This is a genomic window from Nesterenkonia sp. E16_10 (assembly GCF_017347085.1).
Lineage (GTDB): Bacteria > Actinomycetota > Actinomycetes > Actinomycetales > Micrococcaceae > Nesterenkonia.
Map to the genome: position 1 here is coordinate 68117 of NZ_JADPSA010000022.1, position 14589 is coordinate 82705.

Sequence of the window (14589 nt, forward strand, 5' to 3'; positions counted from 1 at the left end):
GCAAAGGCGTCCCTGTAGATCCTACCAACGTCGTTCGACACCAGGTTTGGTCCTGACATCGTCAGCGGTGCCACTCAGCCCAGCCGGCCGCCCGAGGCCTCCAGATAGCAGGCGGCGCAGAGCGATTCATACCAGATGTCGGTGCCGTCGATCGCGACCTGATCACCATCGAAGATGATCGCATCCCCTGCCCGTCGCGTGTTGAACACGGCCTTGCGCCCGCAGCGACAGATGGTCTTGAGCTCCTCGAGAGCGTGGGCGAGATCCATCAGCCGGGCCGAACCGGGGAAGGTCATCGTGCGAAAGTCCGTGCGGATGCCGTAGGCGAGGACCGGGACGTCATCGAGCACGGCGATGCGCAGCAGGTCCTCCACCTGCGCCGGGGTGAGGAACTGGGCCTCATCCACCAGCAGGCAGGCCACCGGCTTGATCTGTCGGTTCAGCGCCCCGGACTCGGCTTCCATGTCATCGAGCAGCGTCCCCGGTGTGGTCCCTGCGGCGTGCTGGGCCACCAGTTCGCGCAGCGGAGCCTGCGGCGGGATCAGGAAGTCGACATTGCGGGTCACCCCGAGGCGGGAGACGATCTCATCCTCGCCCTTGGTATCGACCTGGGGCTTTGCCAGCAGCACCCGCTGGCCGCGTTCCTCGTAGTTGAACGCGGCCTGCAGCAGCCCGGTGGACTTGCCTGAATTCATCGCGCCATAGCGGAAGTAGAGCTTCGCCATTCTCAGAATAACCCTTCAGCTGGGCACCGCAGGGGTCAGCGAAGCCGGCTGATCGCCTCGGGTGCGGAGGGGTCGCAGTCGCGCAGCAGCGTGGTGATGCGCTCCACCTCGGCGGTCTCGCCGATCGCGGCGGCTGCCTGGCCCAGGGCACCCAGGGCACGCAGGAAACCGCGGTTGGGCTCGTGGCTCCACGGCACGGGTCCGGCGCCGCGCCAGCCGGAGCGGCGCAGAGTATCGAGGCCGCGGTGATAACCGACCCGGGCGTAGGCGTAGCCCTCCACGGTGTAGCCCTGATCCAGCGCGTCCTCTGCGAGCAGCGCCCAGACCAGAGAGGACTCCGGGTGCTTGGCCGCGAGGTCTACCGGCTCCTCGCCGGTGGCCAGGGATTCGGAGACTTCGGGCTCTGCCGGAAGCAGCGTGGGCTCCGGCTCCATCAAATTTTGACCAACGATGCTCATGGGCACATCCTACTGCCAAGAATCCCTCGCAGAATTCGCATCCAGGACGGTTCCGGCAGGGGCCGCAGCGCCCGCTCCGAGGGAGGATCTCGGTCAGAGTCCGGCAGCGGCCCGGGCCGACTTCGGCGCCGGGTCCTGCTCGACCGATGTGTCCGAGTGGGAGCCGCTGACCGGGCCGGGGCTGGGGGCGCCGTCGTCGTCGTCCTCCTGGGGCTCTCCCCCACCGTTGCGGACCGTGGGGCCATGGATCACGCGGTGTCGGATGAATGCGGAGATCTGATCCACCACCATGGTGACCAAGATGATGACGACCAGAACGATGCCGATCCGGTCCCAATCACGGGCGCCGAAGACCGTGGAGAGCAGCGAGCCGATGCCGCCGGCACCCAGCACGCCTAGGATCGCGGAGGCGCGGATGTTGACCTCGAAGCGGTAGAGCCAGATCGCGATGACCTCCGGCATGACCTGCGGCAGCACGGCCCAGCGGATCAGCTGCAGGTGGTTGCTGCCCGAGGCCCGGGAGGACTCCAGCGGGCCGCCGTCGACCGCTTCGATGGCCTCGGAGATCAGCTTCGAGAGGGTTCCGATGGAGCTGATGCCCAGCGCCATCGCGCCGGCGAGGGCTCCGCCGCCGCCGGAGCCGAAGCCGAAGAGCGGGAGCATGATGGCGATGGCGAAGATGATCTCGGGCACCGCGCGGATGACCGAGAGGATGAAGCGGACCATCACGTAGACCGGCAGCGGGGACATGTTCCGTGCTGCCATGAAGCCTAGCGGCAGGGAGAACAGCGCGCCGACCATGGTGCCGACCCAGGCGATCGCCACGGACTCGAACATCGCGTCGAAGGACTGGCTCCAGTAGCCGGCCACGGTCTCCTCCGGGATCTGGAAGACGCCGGAGGCCATGAGCTGTCCGTACTGGATGATGCTCGCCGGCAGATCCAGCAGCGCGCGGACGTCCATGCCGGTCCCGTAGATCGCGGCGATGAAGAGGATGCCCACCACGAGCATCCCGGCGTTGTATCCGAGCCTGGAGGGCCGGACGGGGCGCCGGTCCAGCGCGTCCGGGGCGAATCGGGGCTGGCCTGCTTCGGAGTTCTGGGCGGGCCGCTGATGCTCGGGGCGCGAGGTGCTTCCCGGTCCGGCGTTGATCTTTCTAGTGCTCACAGCAGCTTCCTCCGGATGTACATGGAGAACATGTCGACCAGCAGCACCACGAGGATCAGTGCGATCAGGATGGCGGCGACGTTCTCGAAGGCGAAGCGGTTCAGCTGCAGCATCATGGCCGAGCCGATGCCGCCCACCCCGACGATGCCCAGAGCGGCCGAGGCACGGATGTTCAGCTCGAAGACATAGAGCCCGTAGGACACGAAGCCTGGCAGCACCTGGGGCAGGATTGCGAGCCGATTGCGTTGAGTCAGGTTGGCCCCGGCGGCGTCGGCGGCCTCCACCGGGCCCGGATTCACCGAGTCGATGGTCTCGCTGAGCAGCTTGGCCACGATGCCGATGTTGAACATCAGCAGCGCCAGGACGCCGGCCATCGGGCCCAGCCCGTGGGCGGTGCCGCCGATGAAGGCGACGAAGAGCAGCGCCCAGCCGACGTCCGGGATGGAGCGCACGACCGAGTTCACCGCCTTGATCGCCTGCGAGACGCCCTTGTTCGGGCTGGAGACCGGGGAGGCGAGCATGGCGAGCACCAGGCCGATGGCGCAGCCGATGAGCGTGGCCACCACGGCCATGGAGATGGTGATCAGCCACTGGTCCCGGACCGTCCAGATGTAGCTCCAGTTCGGATCCAGGAACGCGCGGAGCCGGGGCTCCACGTTGGACCAGCGGCTGGGGATCTCCAAGAGCGTGAAGTTCACCGTGGAGCCGGCCCAGTAGCTCATCGTGATGAAGGCCAGCGCGCCGAAGCCGCCCATGGTGCCGATCCGGGCGCGGTAGCAGACCAGCAGGGTCAGCAGCATCACCGCCAGCCCGATCACCGGGTAGAGCGGAGCCCAGAGGGTCACGAAGCCCAGCGGGATCAGCAGGATGTCGCCGGAGTCCCGGGTGGCCCAGAAGAGGATGAACGCGAGGACGGCGAGCCCGGCCAGGCCGAGGTAGACCAGTCCGCTGGGCCTCGGTGCTTCGGGCCGGGGTGTCACCTCGAGCGTGGCGGAGCCACGCGTGGTGGCATCGGCGGTGGTGCTCACGCGTCAGTCCTGGAGCTTCGCGGCGGGGACGGCGCGTCCGGGGACGGCGCGTCCGGGGACGGCGTCTCCGGCGACGATGTCCTCAGCGGTCAGCGAGCGCTGGTAGACCTCTTCGATGACCGCATCGGTGGCTTCTTCCACGGGGCCGTCGAAGACCACCTCGCCGGCGCGCATTCCGATGATCCGGTCGGCGTAGCTGCGGGCCAGGTCCAGGTGGTGCATGTTCACGATGGTGGTGATGCCCAGCTCCTGCTGGATCCGGCGCAGGTCACGCATCACCTTGTGCGCGGTGGGCGGATCCAGCGAGGCGACCGGCTCGTCGGCGAGGATCACCTCGGGGTCCTGGGCGAGCACGCGGGCGATGGCCACGCGCTGCTGCTGGCCGCCGGAGAGTGAGGAGGCGCGCATATAGGCCTTGTCCACGATCCCGACACGCTCCAGGGACTGGAAGGCGAGCTCCTTGTCCTCGGCGCGGTACCAGCCGAGCAGCGAACGCCAGGTGGGGGTCTCTGCGGAACGTCCCACCAGCACGTTGTTCAGCACCGAGACCCGGGTGACCAGGTTGAAGGACTGGAAAATCATGCCTACCCGGGAGCGCAGCCGGCGCAGCTTGGCCTTGCTGCGCGGGTCCACGACCTCGTCTCCGACTCTCAGGGTGCCCGAGGTGAACGGGACCAGGCCGTTGACCGTGCGGATCAGCGTGGACTTGCCCGCGCCGGAGAGCCCGACGATGGCCACGAACTCGCCCTTGTTGATCTGCAGGTTGACGTTGCTCAGCCCCTTGTAGCCATTGGGGTAGACGACGTCGATGTTCTCGAATGTGATCATGATCTGGTGTCCTCGCCGGGTCCGGGTGCGCAGCTCACGCCTCAAGCGTATGAGCTGCGTACCCGGACTGCCGACGGAAGCAGGACTGTTTCCTCTCAGAAGGGGATGCTAGAGGTCACTCATCGCCGAAGTCGTTGTAGACCTGGCGAGCGCCGTCGAGCGCCTCTTGGTCGGCCTCGACCATGCCCTCGATCTCGTAGACCTCGTCGAGTGCCGCCAGGCCGTCCTCGTCCTCGGCGACCGCGAGCCAGGCCTCGGTCAGCGCGGCCTGCTCGTCCTCGGTGAACTCGGAGGAGACCACGATGCCGTCATTCGGGATCGGTCCGGCCCAGGCGAAGACGACGACCTCTTCACCCACATCGGGGTTCTCGGCGACGACGTTCTCGCGAGCATCGTCGAAGGAGGTGCCGATCGTGGCGCTGTCGTTGTAGACGTTGATCACCGAGTTGTCGTGGCTGCCGGCGAACTGCTCATCAATGTCACCCTCGCCCGGGGCGAAGCCGAGCAGGTCGTTGAGCTGGGTGGCCGGGTAGTAGTAGCCCGAGGCGGAGCCCTGGTCCACGTAGGAGACCGTGGTGCCCTCTTCGATCATCTCGAGCGCCTCTTCACCCACGGCGCCGGGTTCGGCCTCATCGGTGCCGTTGCAGAAGAGCATGGTATTGCCCTCGTCATCGGGCACGTCCACCGGCTCGTCCATGCAGTAGGTGTCGGGGTCATTGGTGAACCACTGGGTGACGTAGACGTCGGAGCCGTAGCGGATCGACTGGGTGATCGGCACGGCATCGGCCTGTTCCTCGGCCTGGATCATGCCCACCGGGCCCGACATGACGACCTGAGCATCACCGGTCTGCATGGCGGTGATGGCACCCAGGTAGTCCTGGGTCTCCTCGGCGCGGACCGGGAAGCCGTCGAGTGCATCACTGAGCGCATCCGCCAGCGGCTCCGCGCTCTCCACGATGTTGTCGACGTCGTTGGACGGGACGAGCGCGATGACGATCTCATCGACGCTGGTGATCGCCGCCTCGGAGTCGCCGGCCCCAGCATCCTCGTCGCCGCCGGTCTCGCCCTCATCGGCCACACAGCCTGCCATGGTCAGGGTCAGCACGCTCGCCAGCGCGAACGTGGACAGGGTCTTCTTACGCATATGGAGTTTCCTCTTCATCAAGGTGCCAGGGCGACCTCGGTGCTGCGCCTCACCGCACCGAGGGGTGGAGAATTCCGGAGAGTCAGCACCGGGTCAACTGAGTCACGCCGCTGACCTCGTGCGATTCCACGTTTCACTCTAGGGGGCGCATTCTGCGCCCTCCAACCTGGAACAGGCCAGTTGGTCAACCTGTCACGCACTGTTAACACAGTGGTGTTCTTCCTGTGACGCAGATTACATGATGAAGCGGGTCTGTCGCGCTGAGCAGGACCTCTTCTCAGACCGTTGCGGTGCTCTCGGACCACGCATCGATGGCCTGAGCGAGGGCGTCGAAGTCCTCCACGCGATGATCGGGAGTGCCGAGGCCGGTGCCGAATCGGTCGATCAGCACGGTGGTTCCGCCCAGGGCATGCACGTGCTCGAGGTCATTGGCCCAGATGTCCCCGGCGGAGAGCACCTGGTCCGCGGGCACCTGAGCGTCAGCCTCCCCACCGGCGACCCTGGCGCGCTCGAGCGCCGCGGGCATGCCCAGGGGCTTGCGGGCATCATTGATGACCAGGTCGAAGGCGTCGGTGAGCCCCAGTGCCTGCAGCCAGGGCGCGAAGGCGTCAGCCGGCGAGTTCGTCACCAGCACGACGACGGCGCGCCGTCGCGCCTCGGCGAGCAGCTCCGACGCCCCGGAGGGCGCGTGCACGTCGGTGTTCTCCAGCCCATGGGCCAGCAGGTCCCTCCGTGCCGCCCGGAAGGACTGCCCGGAGTCGGCGTCGGTGAGACCCGCCTGGCGTGCGAGCAGCTGGACGAGCTGATAGCCGTCCTGCAGCGGCCAGGAGACCGGATGCGCCTTGGCGTCCTCGTGGGTGGCCTCGCTGCCCACGGTGAGCGGCGTGCCGGCCTCGTCGTACTGGATCTGCGGCACCAGCAGCGAGTCCGTGGCGAACGCCCGGGTGACGATCTCGTGGACGCTGCTCCCCGCCAGGCGTCCGCTCAGGCCACGTTCGGCCAGCAGGGCATCGACGCGGTCGGCATAGAAGAGCACCGGGGCGTCGCCCAGGCAGAGCGTGCCGTCGAAATCGAGCAGGAGCAGCTTCTGGCGGGTCATGCACGTCGCTTTCTGCAGGTCTCAGCGTCCCGAGCCGGTTCCACGGGAGCCGTGCCCCGCGATCGCTCATTGGTCAGCCGATTGCGGGCTGGGCGGTTCACTTCTTCTTGCGGTCGGCCTTCTTGCCGGAGCTGATCAGCGAGATGGCGATGGCGGCGAGCCAGGTGTCCTTGGCCAGCGGGGTGCCGTCCTGGGTGGGGCGGACGCCGTCGGACTCCGTCATGCCGTCGTTGCGGAAGTACATGCTGAGCATGCCGGCGGTGAAGGTGCCCAGCGCGAGGCCGGCGACGCGGTTGCTCACGAAGGGTGCCAGCAGTGCGCCGCCGAGGGCGATCTCACCCCAGGCCAGGGCCTTGCCGAACTGCTCGGGAGAGAGCTGCTTGACCGCGGGCACACCGGTGGCGGCCATGCCCTGCATGCCGGCGGCGGAGTCGGCATCCAGGCCGAGCTTGCCGATTCCGGCGTTGAGGATGAAGGCTCCGGGGACGGTGCGCAGTGCGATGGTCGACATGTTCATGAGGTTCTCCGACTGTTGTGGACGCCCGGCCGCCTGAGGCGGCGGCCGGTGAAGACGATTTCCCAAGGCTCAACCCTACCGAGGGCGCGGCCATTCCCGCGCCAGGGCCACTCAACCGGCGACGGCGGCCGAGGCGCTCCAGGCATCGATGATCAGACCGGCCGTGGCGCGGCCCTGGGCCACCGGTTCCTGAGGTTCGCCGCGCAGCAGGCTGGCAAGCACCCCGTTGTAGACCAGCAGGATCGACGCGGCCCCACTGACCGGTGACGGGCAGCCCGCCTCTTCTGCGAGCAGAGTCAGCCTCTCGGTGACCATGTCGGTGTCCTGGCGGATCAGGTCGAAGACCGGGTCCTCGCTGCCCGGTGCGGGCGCCGGGCGCTCCGAGGCGGTAGCCAGGAAGCAGCACCACTGGGTCTGCCCCGCCGATGCCCGGAAGGCCTCGACCGCGTGGAAGATCGCGAGCAGGCGCTCGCGCGGCGATCCTGCCGCCGCGATCGCAGCCTCCCAGTGCGCACCCCAGTCCTGCAGCCGCCGGGCCAGGATCTCACGCAGCAGGTTGTCCTTGGAGCCGAAATGCTTATAGAGCGTGACGATCGAGACTCCGGCGGCAGCGGCGGTGCGATCAACTCCGGTGGTCGCGATGCCTTCTTGGAAGAAGAGACCCTCTGCCGCGTCGAGGATCCGCGTGCGGGTCATCTGTGGGTTGGCCATGGGAGTAGTATAACGTTCGCTTCAGTGAAACGTTCGTTATACACCGCTCGTCTTCAGACCTCGGAGGACCATCATGCTCGATACCGACCGGCCAACTGCCGCCCCTGCCGCTGGACCAGCCCGTGGGCAGGTTCCGCGACACTCCGGCCTTGGCATCGCGGTGGCGGGCATGCTGCTGATCGCCGCGACATATGGAATGGCCCGCTTCGGCGTCGGACTCTTCGCTCCGAGGTTGGCGGCCGAGCGGCCTGAACTCATCGAGGTGCTTGGCTGGGCGGCGGCGGCCCAGTTCATCGCCTATTCAGTGGCCGCGGTGATCGCCGCACGGCTGGTGGATCGCCGTCCACGTGTGGGACTTCTCCTCGCCGGAGCGACCGCAACCGTGGGATCACTCGGAGTGGCGGCAGCGAGCGAGCCCATGTTCTTCATCGCCTCGGTGGTGACCGCTGGCATGGGTGGGGGCTTTGCCTCCCCCGCGCTGGTGCCGGTGATCGACGCGGTGGTAGCCCTGCGAGCGAGGGCCACCGCGCAATCAGTGGTGAACACCGGAACCGGCGTGGGCGTGATCGGCGCCGGACTGGTGGCGTTTCTCGCACCGTCGGTGGGGTCGGCGTGGGCGGTGATGGCTGGGCTCTCCGCAACAGCGGCCGCGGCGGTGATCCTCCCGCTGCGCGGACACTCGACGCTGGACTCCGGCCGGCATCCAGACGGCAACGCACCTCGGGACGAAAGCTCCAGTTCGAAGCCAGCCTCCTCCAGAGCGACACGGCCCGCGTGGGGGAAGCTCGTGGTGCCGGGATTCGCCGCCGTCGTTGCCGGCATCGGATCTGCGCTGATCTGGACCTTCGGTCCGCTGCTCGTCACAGATTCCGGCGTGGTGGCTGCGGATCAGGTGGGCTGGCTGTGGATCGCACTGGGCGCGGGCGGACTGCTGGGCACCATCACCGGGGTGTTGGTGACCCGCGTGGGTGAACCCGTCGGCTTCAGCATCACGGGGGCTGTTCTCGCCGTCGCCAGCGGAGTCCTGGCTTGGGCGCTGCTGATGGGTTCCGTGTCGGGCGCCTACGCCAGCATGACGATCTTCGGAGCCGGGTATATGGCGCTGTCTGGGGTGCTGATCCTCTGGGCGCGGCGCGTCTGGCCCGATCACGCCGGGGCCGGCACCTCCATGCTGTTCATCGCGCTGGCCACCGGACAGGCGCTCGGCTCTGCAGGGTTCGGTCTGGTCCAGGGCAGCTGGGATCCGGCGGTCATGGCGACCGCAGCTGCGAGCCTCTGCCTGATCGGCGGAGGCGTGGCTACGATCGGGGCATGGAAGTCTCGCGCAGAGAAGTGATCGGGTGGGCCGCCTCGGCGGGACTCGTCATCGCCGGTGTCGTTGCGTTGCTGGTCATCAGGAGCCTCTCGACCGACTTCGCGTATATCGCTCCGGCACCGCTTTTCGGCGGCGCATATATGCCCGGGGCCCCTGACATGACGCACAGGCTGAACCTCGGCTCGGCAGGCGTCGTGCTGTTGGGCCTGATGGCGGCCGGGGTCATGGCAGGGCTGCGCGTGAGCCGCGCGGGACGCCCCAGCACGCCCCGCAGGGAATTGCTCGGCTGGGCTGCCGCGGCAGGACTTGTGATCGCCGGCGTCATCGTCCTGAGGCACACCATGACACGTCCTGTTGCCTCCTTCGGCTGGTTCGCCTACGCGCCACTTACTGACACCACGTATTCGCCCGGCACCTCAGGGGCCACTCTGGCCATCACCGCAGGGGGAATGCTCCTGCTCATCATCGGGCTGCTGGTCACGGGCTTCCTGGCGGGTCGGCGCGTGGCCCGCAGCCCTGAGCCCTGAGCCCTGACCGGCAGGGCCGACTCGAGAAGACCGTCAGCGTCCACGCGGAGCTCGCAGCGCTGCTCGCGCCGCGCAGCTACAGCTCCAGCTGGGAGGTCTGATGTGGTGCAATGACTCCATGCGGCCCTCCCCCACCACCGACCTCTCCCGTGACCCGCTCCCCCTGCGGGGCCGGAACGTGCTGGTCACCGGGGTGAGTCGGCGGGCCGGAATCGGCTATGCCACGGCGTGCCGGATGGCCGGCTATGGGGCCAGCGTCTTCTGTCACCACTACGCACCCCATGACCGCGAGCAGTCCTGGGGTGCCGACGACATCTCGCTGGTGCTCGAAGGCGTCCACAGCCACCTGGTCGGCGATGCCCAGGTCGCCGATGTCCATGCTGATCTGGCCGATCCGACAGGTCCGGAGCAGGTGATGGGTGCGGCGGTCTCCGCGCTGGGCTCGGTCGATGCGCTGGTCTGCAATCAGGCGCTCAGCGGCCAGGACGGGGCGCTCAGCGGCCAGGACGGGGCGCTCGGCGAGCTCACCGCGGCGCAGCTGGATCAGCACTGGGCGGTGAACGCTCGAGCCTCGATCCTGCTGGCCCAGGCCTATATGCGGCAGCACCCCGATGCAGCCGCCGGATCCATCGTCTTCCTGACCTCGGGGCAGGGGCTGGGACCCATGCCCGGCGAGGTGGCCTACGCCGCGTCGAAGGCGGCGCTGGCCGGAATCACGGCCACGCTCTCGGAGCAGCTGATCGGCCGGGGCATCCGGGTCAACACGGTGAACCCGGGCCCGGTGGACACCGGTTACCTGGGACCTGAACTCTGGAAGGACATCGCCCCGATGTTCCCGCTGGGCCGCTTCGGTGAGCCCGATGACCCGGCGCGGCTGATCGCCTGGCTGAGCACCGACGAGGCCTGCTGGATCACGGGTCAGACCATCAACACCGAGGGTGGATTCCGCCGATGAGGGGCTTCCGCCGTGCGGCAATCGGGGTCTTCGCCGCCGTTCTTCTGACCGGACTCACCGCGTGTTCTGAGGAGCCGAGTGATCCCCAGGCCATCAGTCAGTGGCAGGACGAGCATCAGCCCAGCGCAGATGACCATGAATACGAGCTGGTGATGTCGAGCCAGGTCTCGGCGGACACCACGCGGGAGGACTCCGGGCATGTGGGGATCGACTTCGAGGACCCGATGACGATCTCAGGTGTCGAGTTCTCCTGCTACGGCGAGGGCTCCATGACCCTGGGACTGGAAGCCTCCGTGGAGGGAAATCGAGAGACCACAGGAATCACCACGGAGATGGGACCGCTGGACTGCGCCGCAAGCCCCCATGTTCTCGAGGCCGGACTCTTCGACGGCCAGCCGCTCGGTGACCTCATGGTCCGCGGCTATGGCAGCGACGCCGACAGTGCCTGGATCTTCACCGTGCCCGCGGAGAAGGTCACCTCGAACTGAGCCGAGGGCAGACACGACGACGGCGACCGCCCTCCACGCAAGAGGGGCCGGCCGCCGTCGTCGTTGCTCGGCGCGGGACGCCAGGCGTTGAGGGTTACTTGATGGACTTGCCTGCGGAGCCGAGGCGCTGGGAGGCCTCGACGATGCGAGCGGCCATGGATTCTTCGGCCTTGGCGCCCCAGACGCGCGGGTCGTAGGTCTTCTTGTTGCCGACCTCGCCGTCGATCTTGAGCACGCCGTCGTAGTTGGCGAACATGTGACCGGCCACCGGGCGGGTGAAGGCGTACTGGGTGTCGGTGTCGATGTTCATCTTGATCACGCCGTAGGACACGGCGTCGGAGATCTCCTGCTCGGAGGAGCCGGAGCCGCCGTGGAAGACCAGGTCGAAGGGGGCGTCCTTGCCGTACTTGGCGGCAGCCTGGTCCTGGATGTCCTTGAGGATCTCCGGGCGCAGCTTCACGCCGCCTGGCTTGTAGACGCCGTGGACGTTGCCGAAGGTCAGCGCGGTCATGTAACGGCCGTGCTCACCCAGGCCGAGGGCCTCGATGGTCGCGGTGGCGTCTTCGATGGTGGTGTAGAGCTTCTCGTTGATCTCGTTCTCCACACCATCCTCTTCACCGCCGACGGTGCCGATCTCGACCTCAAGGATCTGCTTGGCGGCGGCGCTGCGGGGCAGCAGCTCGGCGGCGATGCGCAGGTTCTCCTCGAGGGTCTCCGCGGAGCCGTCCCACATGTGGGAGTTGAAGATCGGGTCGCGCCCGGCCTTGACCTCGGCCTCCGAGGCTTCCAGCAGCGGCAGCACGAAGGCGTCGAGCTTGTCCTTGGGGCAGTGGTCGGTGTGCAGCGCGATGTTCACGCCGTAGCTCTTGGCGACCTGCTTGGCGAAGGCGGCGAAGCCCAGCGAGCCGGTGACCATGTTCTTGACGCTGGCGCCGGACCAGTACGCGGCACCGCCGGTGGATACCTGGATGATGCCGTCAGACTCGGCCTCCGCGAAGCCGCGGATGGCGGCGTTCAGGGTCTGTGAGCTGGTGACGTTCACCGCGGGGTAGGCGTAGCCGCCAGCCTTCGCGGAATCGATCATCTGGTTGTACTTGTCCGGGGTTGCGATAGCCACGTGTGAGCTCCTTATTGCGATAAGTCAGAGACGGCAACATCATTGGTGCGCTGCCGTCATCCTATCGGGGTTGAGCGGCCGGAACCGAGGAATCTTCCGAGAGATCTGCGGATTGATCAGGATCGGAATCCTCCGGGCCGGGCGTGGTCGCATCCTGCTTGGCCCAGTGGTCACCCCTGCCGATCTTCGAGGGCCACCAGAAACGGTGGCCGAGATCGACGCCGATTGCGGGGACCTGCAGGGTGCGCACGATGAAGGTGTCGATCAGCACGCCCAGAGCCACCAGGAACGCCAGCTGGACCATGAACATCAGCGGCAGCACGCCCAGGGCGGCGAAGGTCGCGGCCAGCACGATCCCGGCGCTGGTGATGACGCCGCCGGTGATCACCAGCGAGTACAGCAGCCCCTCCTTCGGTCCGCGCCGGACGGTCTCCTCCCGGGCGCGGGTGGCCAGGAAGATGTTGTAGTCCACGCCCAGGGCGGTGAGGAAGACGAAGCCGAACAGCGGCACCGTCGGGTCGGCGCCGGGGAATCCGAGGATGTAGTTGAACACCAGCGCAGAGATGCCCAGTGCCGCGGTGTAGGAGAGCACCGTGGTGAGCAGCAGGATCACCGGGGCGGTGACCGAGCGCAGCAGCACGATCAAGAACGCCAGGATGACCAGCAGCACGATCGGGATGATCGTGATCAGGTCCCGCTGCGCGGTCTCATTGGTGTCCAGCTGGGTGGCGGTGGTGCCGCCGACCAGCGCGTCCCCTTCAAGCGCACCGAGCTCCCCGCGCAGCTCGCTGATGGTGCGTTCGGCCTCGAGGGAGTCTCCGGAGTCGGTCAGCGTGACCGAGAGCTGGTTGTAGCCGTCCACCTCGTTGGCGTCCTGCGGACCCTGGGCCGGCGCCCCGGTCTCGGCCACGGCGTAGACCTCGCCGACGCCGTCGCTGGCCTCGACGATCTCGAGCGACTCGGCAAGCTCCTCGGCAGGGACGAAGACGTTGGCGGGGGCCCCGGTGCCGGCGTCGAAATGCTCCTGGAGCATCGCCTGGCCGTCCTTGGCGTCGGTCTGGCCCAGCACCTGTTCGGACTGCGGGACGCCTTCGGCCTTCAGGTCGAGCACGCCGACCGAGGCGACCAGCAGCAGGCCGGTGACCACCAGCCAGATGACTCGGGGGCGGGCGCGGACCTTCTCGGCGACCACGGCCCACAGGGTCCGGCGCCGTGAGGTGTGCTTGGTGCGACGCGTCTGAAGGTCCGGGTTCGCCGCCTGAGCCTGTTCCACCGCGGGCCGGGGCGCGTGCGGGACCTTGGGCCAGAAGACCGGGCGGCCGAAGAGCGCGAGCATCGCGGGCAGGAAGGTCAGCGTGGCGAGCATCGCGAAGACGATGCCGGTGCTGGCCACCGGGCCCAGCGCCCGGTTGGAGTTCAGGTCGGAGAAGAGCAGGCAGAGCAGCGCGGCGGCCACGGTGCCGCCGGAGGCCAGGATCGCCGGGGTGGAGCGGCGCCAGGCGATCCAGAGCGCGTCGAAGCGGTTCTCCCGTGCGAGCAGCTCTTCGCGGTAGCGGGCCACCAAGAGCAGCGAGTAGTCGGTGGCGGCGCCGATGACCAGGATCGAGAGGATGCCCTGAGCCTGGCCGTTGAGCGTGATCCATTCCATCTTGGCCAGCTGGAAGATCACGGTGATGGCGCTGGAGAGGGCAGCGATGGAGGAGAGCAGCACCAGGAAGGGCAGCAGCACCGAGCGGTAGACCACCACGAGGATGACGAAGACGGTGATCACCGCGACCAGCAGCAGCAGCCCGTCGATGCCGGCGAAGGCGTTGGCGAAGTCATCGGAGAGCGCCGCCGGACCGGTGACGTGGGTGGTCCACTCCTGGGCAGAGAGCTCGGCGTCCACCAGGTCACGCAGCTCTGCGACCGCGCCATCCTCCACGGCGGCCTCCTCCATCAGCACCAGCACCTGGAAGGCCTCGCCGTCTTCGGAGATCTGCGGCGGCAGCGAGCGGTCGACGCCGTCGAGCTCGTTGATCTGCCCCACGAGGGTCTCCAGCTCACCGAGCGCCTGGTCATCGACCTCGCCGCTGGCGGGTTCTCCGATCAGGGTGGCGGGGATGGAGTCGTCGTCGGAGAAGCCCTCGCCGACCTCCAGCGCCCGTGTGGACTCCGCGTCGGCGGGCAGGAAGGTGGTCTGGTCGTTCGTGGTGACCTCGGCGACCTTGCCGAAGGTCTGACCGCCCACGGCGGTCACGCCGAGCCAGACCAGCACCAGAATGGCGGGTATCAGGATCCTGATCCAACCGGGTTGGGGACGGCTGCGCCCGGGGCTCTTCGTCGTCGCGGTCTTCGTCGTCACGTCATTCTCGCTATCGCTACCGCCGGACCGCGTGATCCGCCGCGCGTCATTGCGCGAGCATCCTGGGTCAGGTCCTGAATCAGAGCCGCCGCTTCCTCTGGTGCAAGGTGCTGAGGGAGCGGCGGCTTTCTTACCGGACAACTCTACTGCCCGGGTCGACACGGAA

The 14589-nt window shown here is 67.7% G+C and carries 15 protein-coding genes; 4 read left to right on the forward strand and 11 right to left on the reverse strand.

Annotation, left to right across the window (positions count from 1 at the left end):
- Positions 1 to 74: 74 nt before the first annotated feature.
- From I2487_RS06640 to I2487_RS06680, 9 genes are all read right to left on the reverse strand, one after another.
- Complete coding sequence (locus I2487_RS06640) at positions 75 to 725, reverse strand: thymidine kinase (RefSeq protein ID WP_207171406.1); 651 nt, start codon at positions 723 to 725, stop codon at positions 75 to 77.
- A gap of 35 nt (positions 726 to 760) precedes the next feature.
- Positions 761 to 1183, reverse strand: coding sequence for a DUF3151 domain-containing protein (locus I2487_RS06645; protein ID WP_036474557.1), 423 nt, complete (start codon positions 1181 to 1183; stop codon positions 761 to 763).
- 93 nt (positions 1184 to 1276) lie between these two features.
- The gene (gene phnE, locus I2487_RS06650) at positions 1277 to 2350 is read right to left on the reverse strand and encodes a phosphonate ABC transporter, permease protein PhnE (protein ID WP_207171404.1); all 1074 of its coding nucleotides are present in this window, start codon (positions 2348 to 2350) and stop codon (positions 1277 to 1279) included.
- Complete coding sequence (gene phnE, locus I2487_RS06655; RefSeq protein ID WP_207171402.1) at positions 2347 to 3378, reverse strand: phosphonate ABC transporter, permease protein PhnE; 1032 nt, start codon at positions 3376 to 3378, stop codon at positions 2347 to 2349. Before phnE (I2487_RS06655) ends, phnE (I2487_RS06650) begins: the two co-directional genes overlap by 4 nt.
- Before the next feature lie 3 nt (positions 3379 to 3381).
- Positions 3382 to 4206 (reverse strand): phosphonate ABC transporter ATP-binding protein, encoded by an 825-nt coding sequence (gene phnC / locus I2487_RS06660; RefSeq protein ID WP_207171400.1) that lies wholly within the window; start codon positions 4204 to 4206, stop codon positions 3382 to 3384.
- Between the two features lie 115 nt (positions 4207 to 4321).
- Positions 4322 to 5350, reverse strand: a complete 1029-nt coding sequence (gene phnD / locus I2487_RS06665) for a phosphate/phosphite/phosphonate ABC transporter substrate-binding protein (protein ID WP_207171397.1) — start codon at positions 5348 to 5350, stop codon at positions 4322 to 4324.
- Between the two features lie 277 nt (positions 5351 to 5627).
- Positions 5628 to 6449, reverse strand: a complete 822-nt coding sequence (locus I2487_RS06670; RefSeq protein WP_207171392.1) for an HAD family hydrolase — start codon at positions 6447 to 6449, stop codon at positions 5628 to 5630.
- 97 nt (positions 6450 to 6546) lie between these two features.
- Positions 6547 to 6960 (reverse strand): hypothetical protein, encoded by a 414-nt coding sequence (locus I2487_RS06675; RefSeq protein ID WP_345941350.1) that lies wholly within the window; start codon positions 6958 to 6960, stop codon positions 6547 to 6549.
- 117 nt (positions 6961 to 7077) lie between these two features.
- Positions 7078 to 7677, reverse strand: a complete 600-nt coding sequence (locus I2487_RS06680; RefSeq protein ID WP_207171388.1) for a TetR/AcrR family transcriptional regulator — start codon at positions 7675 to 7677, stop codon at positions 7078 to 7080.
- 73 nt (positions 7678 to 7750) lie between these two features.
- On the opposite strand from I2487_RS06680, the gene I2487_RS06685 reads away from it, so the two are divergent.
- The 4 genes from I2487_RS06685 to I2487_RS06700 all read left to right on the forward strand — a co-directional run bounded on the left by I2487_RS06685 (position 7751) and on the right by I2487_RS06700 (position 10962).
- Complete coding sequence (locus I2487_RS06685; RefSeq protein ID WP_207171387.1) at positions 7751 to 9013, forward strand: MFS transporter; 1263 nt, start codon at positions 7751 to 7753, stop codon at positions 9011 to 9013.
- Positions 8989 to 9519: a hypothetical protein gene (locus I2487_RS06690; protein ID WP_207171385.1), complete on the forward strand. Its 531-nt coding sequence runs from the start codon at positions 8989 to 8991 to the stop codon at positions 9517 to 9519. The genes I2487_RS06685 and I2487_RS06690 overlap by 25 nt, the downstream gene beginning before the upstream one ends.
- 118 nt (positions 9520 to 9637) lie before the next feature.
- Complete coding sequence (locus I2487_RS06695; protein ID WP_207171383.1) at positions 9638 to 10474, forward strand: SDR family oxidoreductase; 837 nt, start codon at positions 9638 to 9640, stop codon at positions 10472 to 10474.
- Positions 10471 to 10962, forward strand: coding sequence for a hypothetical protein (locus I2487_RS06700; protein WP_207171381.1), 492 nt, complete (start codon positions 10471 to 10473; stop codon positions 10960 to 10962). The genes I2487_RS06695 and I2487_RS06700 overlap by 4 nt, the downstream gene beginning before the upstream one ends.
- A gap of 94 nt (positions 10963 to 11056) precedes the next feature.
- Here the strand turns inward: I2487_RS06700 and fbaA are convergent, their stop codons facing one another.
- The gene (gene fbaA / locus I2487_RS06705) at positions 11057 to 12079 is read right to left on the reverse strand and encodes a class II fructose-bisphosphate aldolase (RefSeq protein ID WP_207171379.1); all 1023 of its coding nucleotides are present in this window, start codon (positions 12077 to 12079) and stop codon (positions 11057 to 11059) included.
- A 61-nt stretch (positions 12080 to 12140) separates the two neighbouring features.
- Complete coding sequence (locus I2487_RS06710) at positions 12141 to 14423, reverse strand: MMPL family transporter (protein WP_207171378.1); 2283 nt, start codon at positions 14421 to 14423, stop codon at positions 12141 to 12143.
- Positions 14424 to 14589: the final 166 nt, after the last annotated feature.

Excerpts from the sequence above, each read along its gene's own strand:
- phnC (WP_207171400.1), bottom strand. The coding sequence starts at position 4,206 with ATGATCACATTCGAGAACATCGACGTCGTCTACCCCAATGGCTACAAG.
- I2487_RS06670 (WP_207171392.1), bottom strand. The coding sequence starts at position 6,449 with ATGACCCGCCAGAAGCTGCTCCTGCTCGATTTCGACGGCACGCTCTGC.
- phnD (WP_207171397.1), bottom strand. The coding sequence starts at position 5,350 with ATGCGTAAGAAGACCCTGTCCACGTTCGCGCTGGCGAGCGTGCTGACC.
- I2487_RS06640 (WP_207171406.1), bottom strand. The coding sequence starts at position 725 with ATGGCGAAGCTCTACTTCCGCTATGGCGCGATGAATTCAGGCAAGTCC.
- I2487_RS06645 (WP_036474557.1), bottom strand. The coding sequence starts at position 1,183 with ATGAGCATCGTTGGTCAAAATTTGATGGAGCCGGAGCCCACGCTGCTT.
- I2487_RS06700 (WP_207171381.1), top strand. The coding sequence starts at position 10,471 with ATGAGGGGCTTCCGCCGTGCGGCAATCGGGGTCTTCGCCGCCGTTCTT.
- I2487_RS06675 (WP_345941350.1), bottom strand. The coding sequence starts at position 6,960 with ATGTCGACCATCGCACTGCGCACCGTCCCCGGAGCCTTCATCCTCAAC.
- I2487_RS06690 (WP_207171385.1), top strand. The coding sequence starts at position 8,989 with ATGGAAGTCTCGCGCAGAGAAGTGATCGGGTGGGCCGCCTCGGCGGGA.
- I2487_RS06685 (WP_207171387.1), top strand. The coding sequence starts at position 7,751 with ATGCTCGATACCGACCGGCCAACTGCCGCCCCTGCCGCTGGACCAGCC.
- I2487_RS06680 (WP_207171388.1), bottom strand. The coding sequence starts at position 7,677 with ATGGCCAACCCACAGATGACCCGCACGCGGATCCTCGACGCGGCAGAG.
- I2487_RS06695 (WP_207171383.1), top strand. The coding sequence starts at position 9,638 with ATGCGGCCCTCCCCCACCACCGACCTCTCCCGTGACCCGCTCCCCCTG.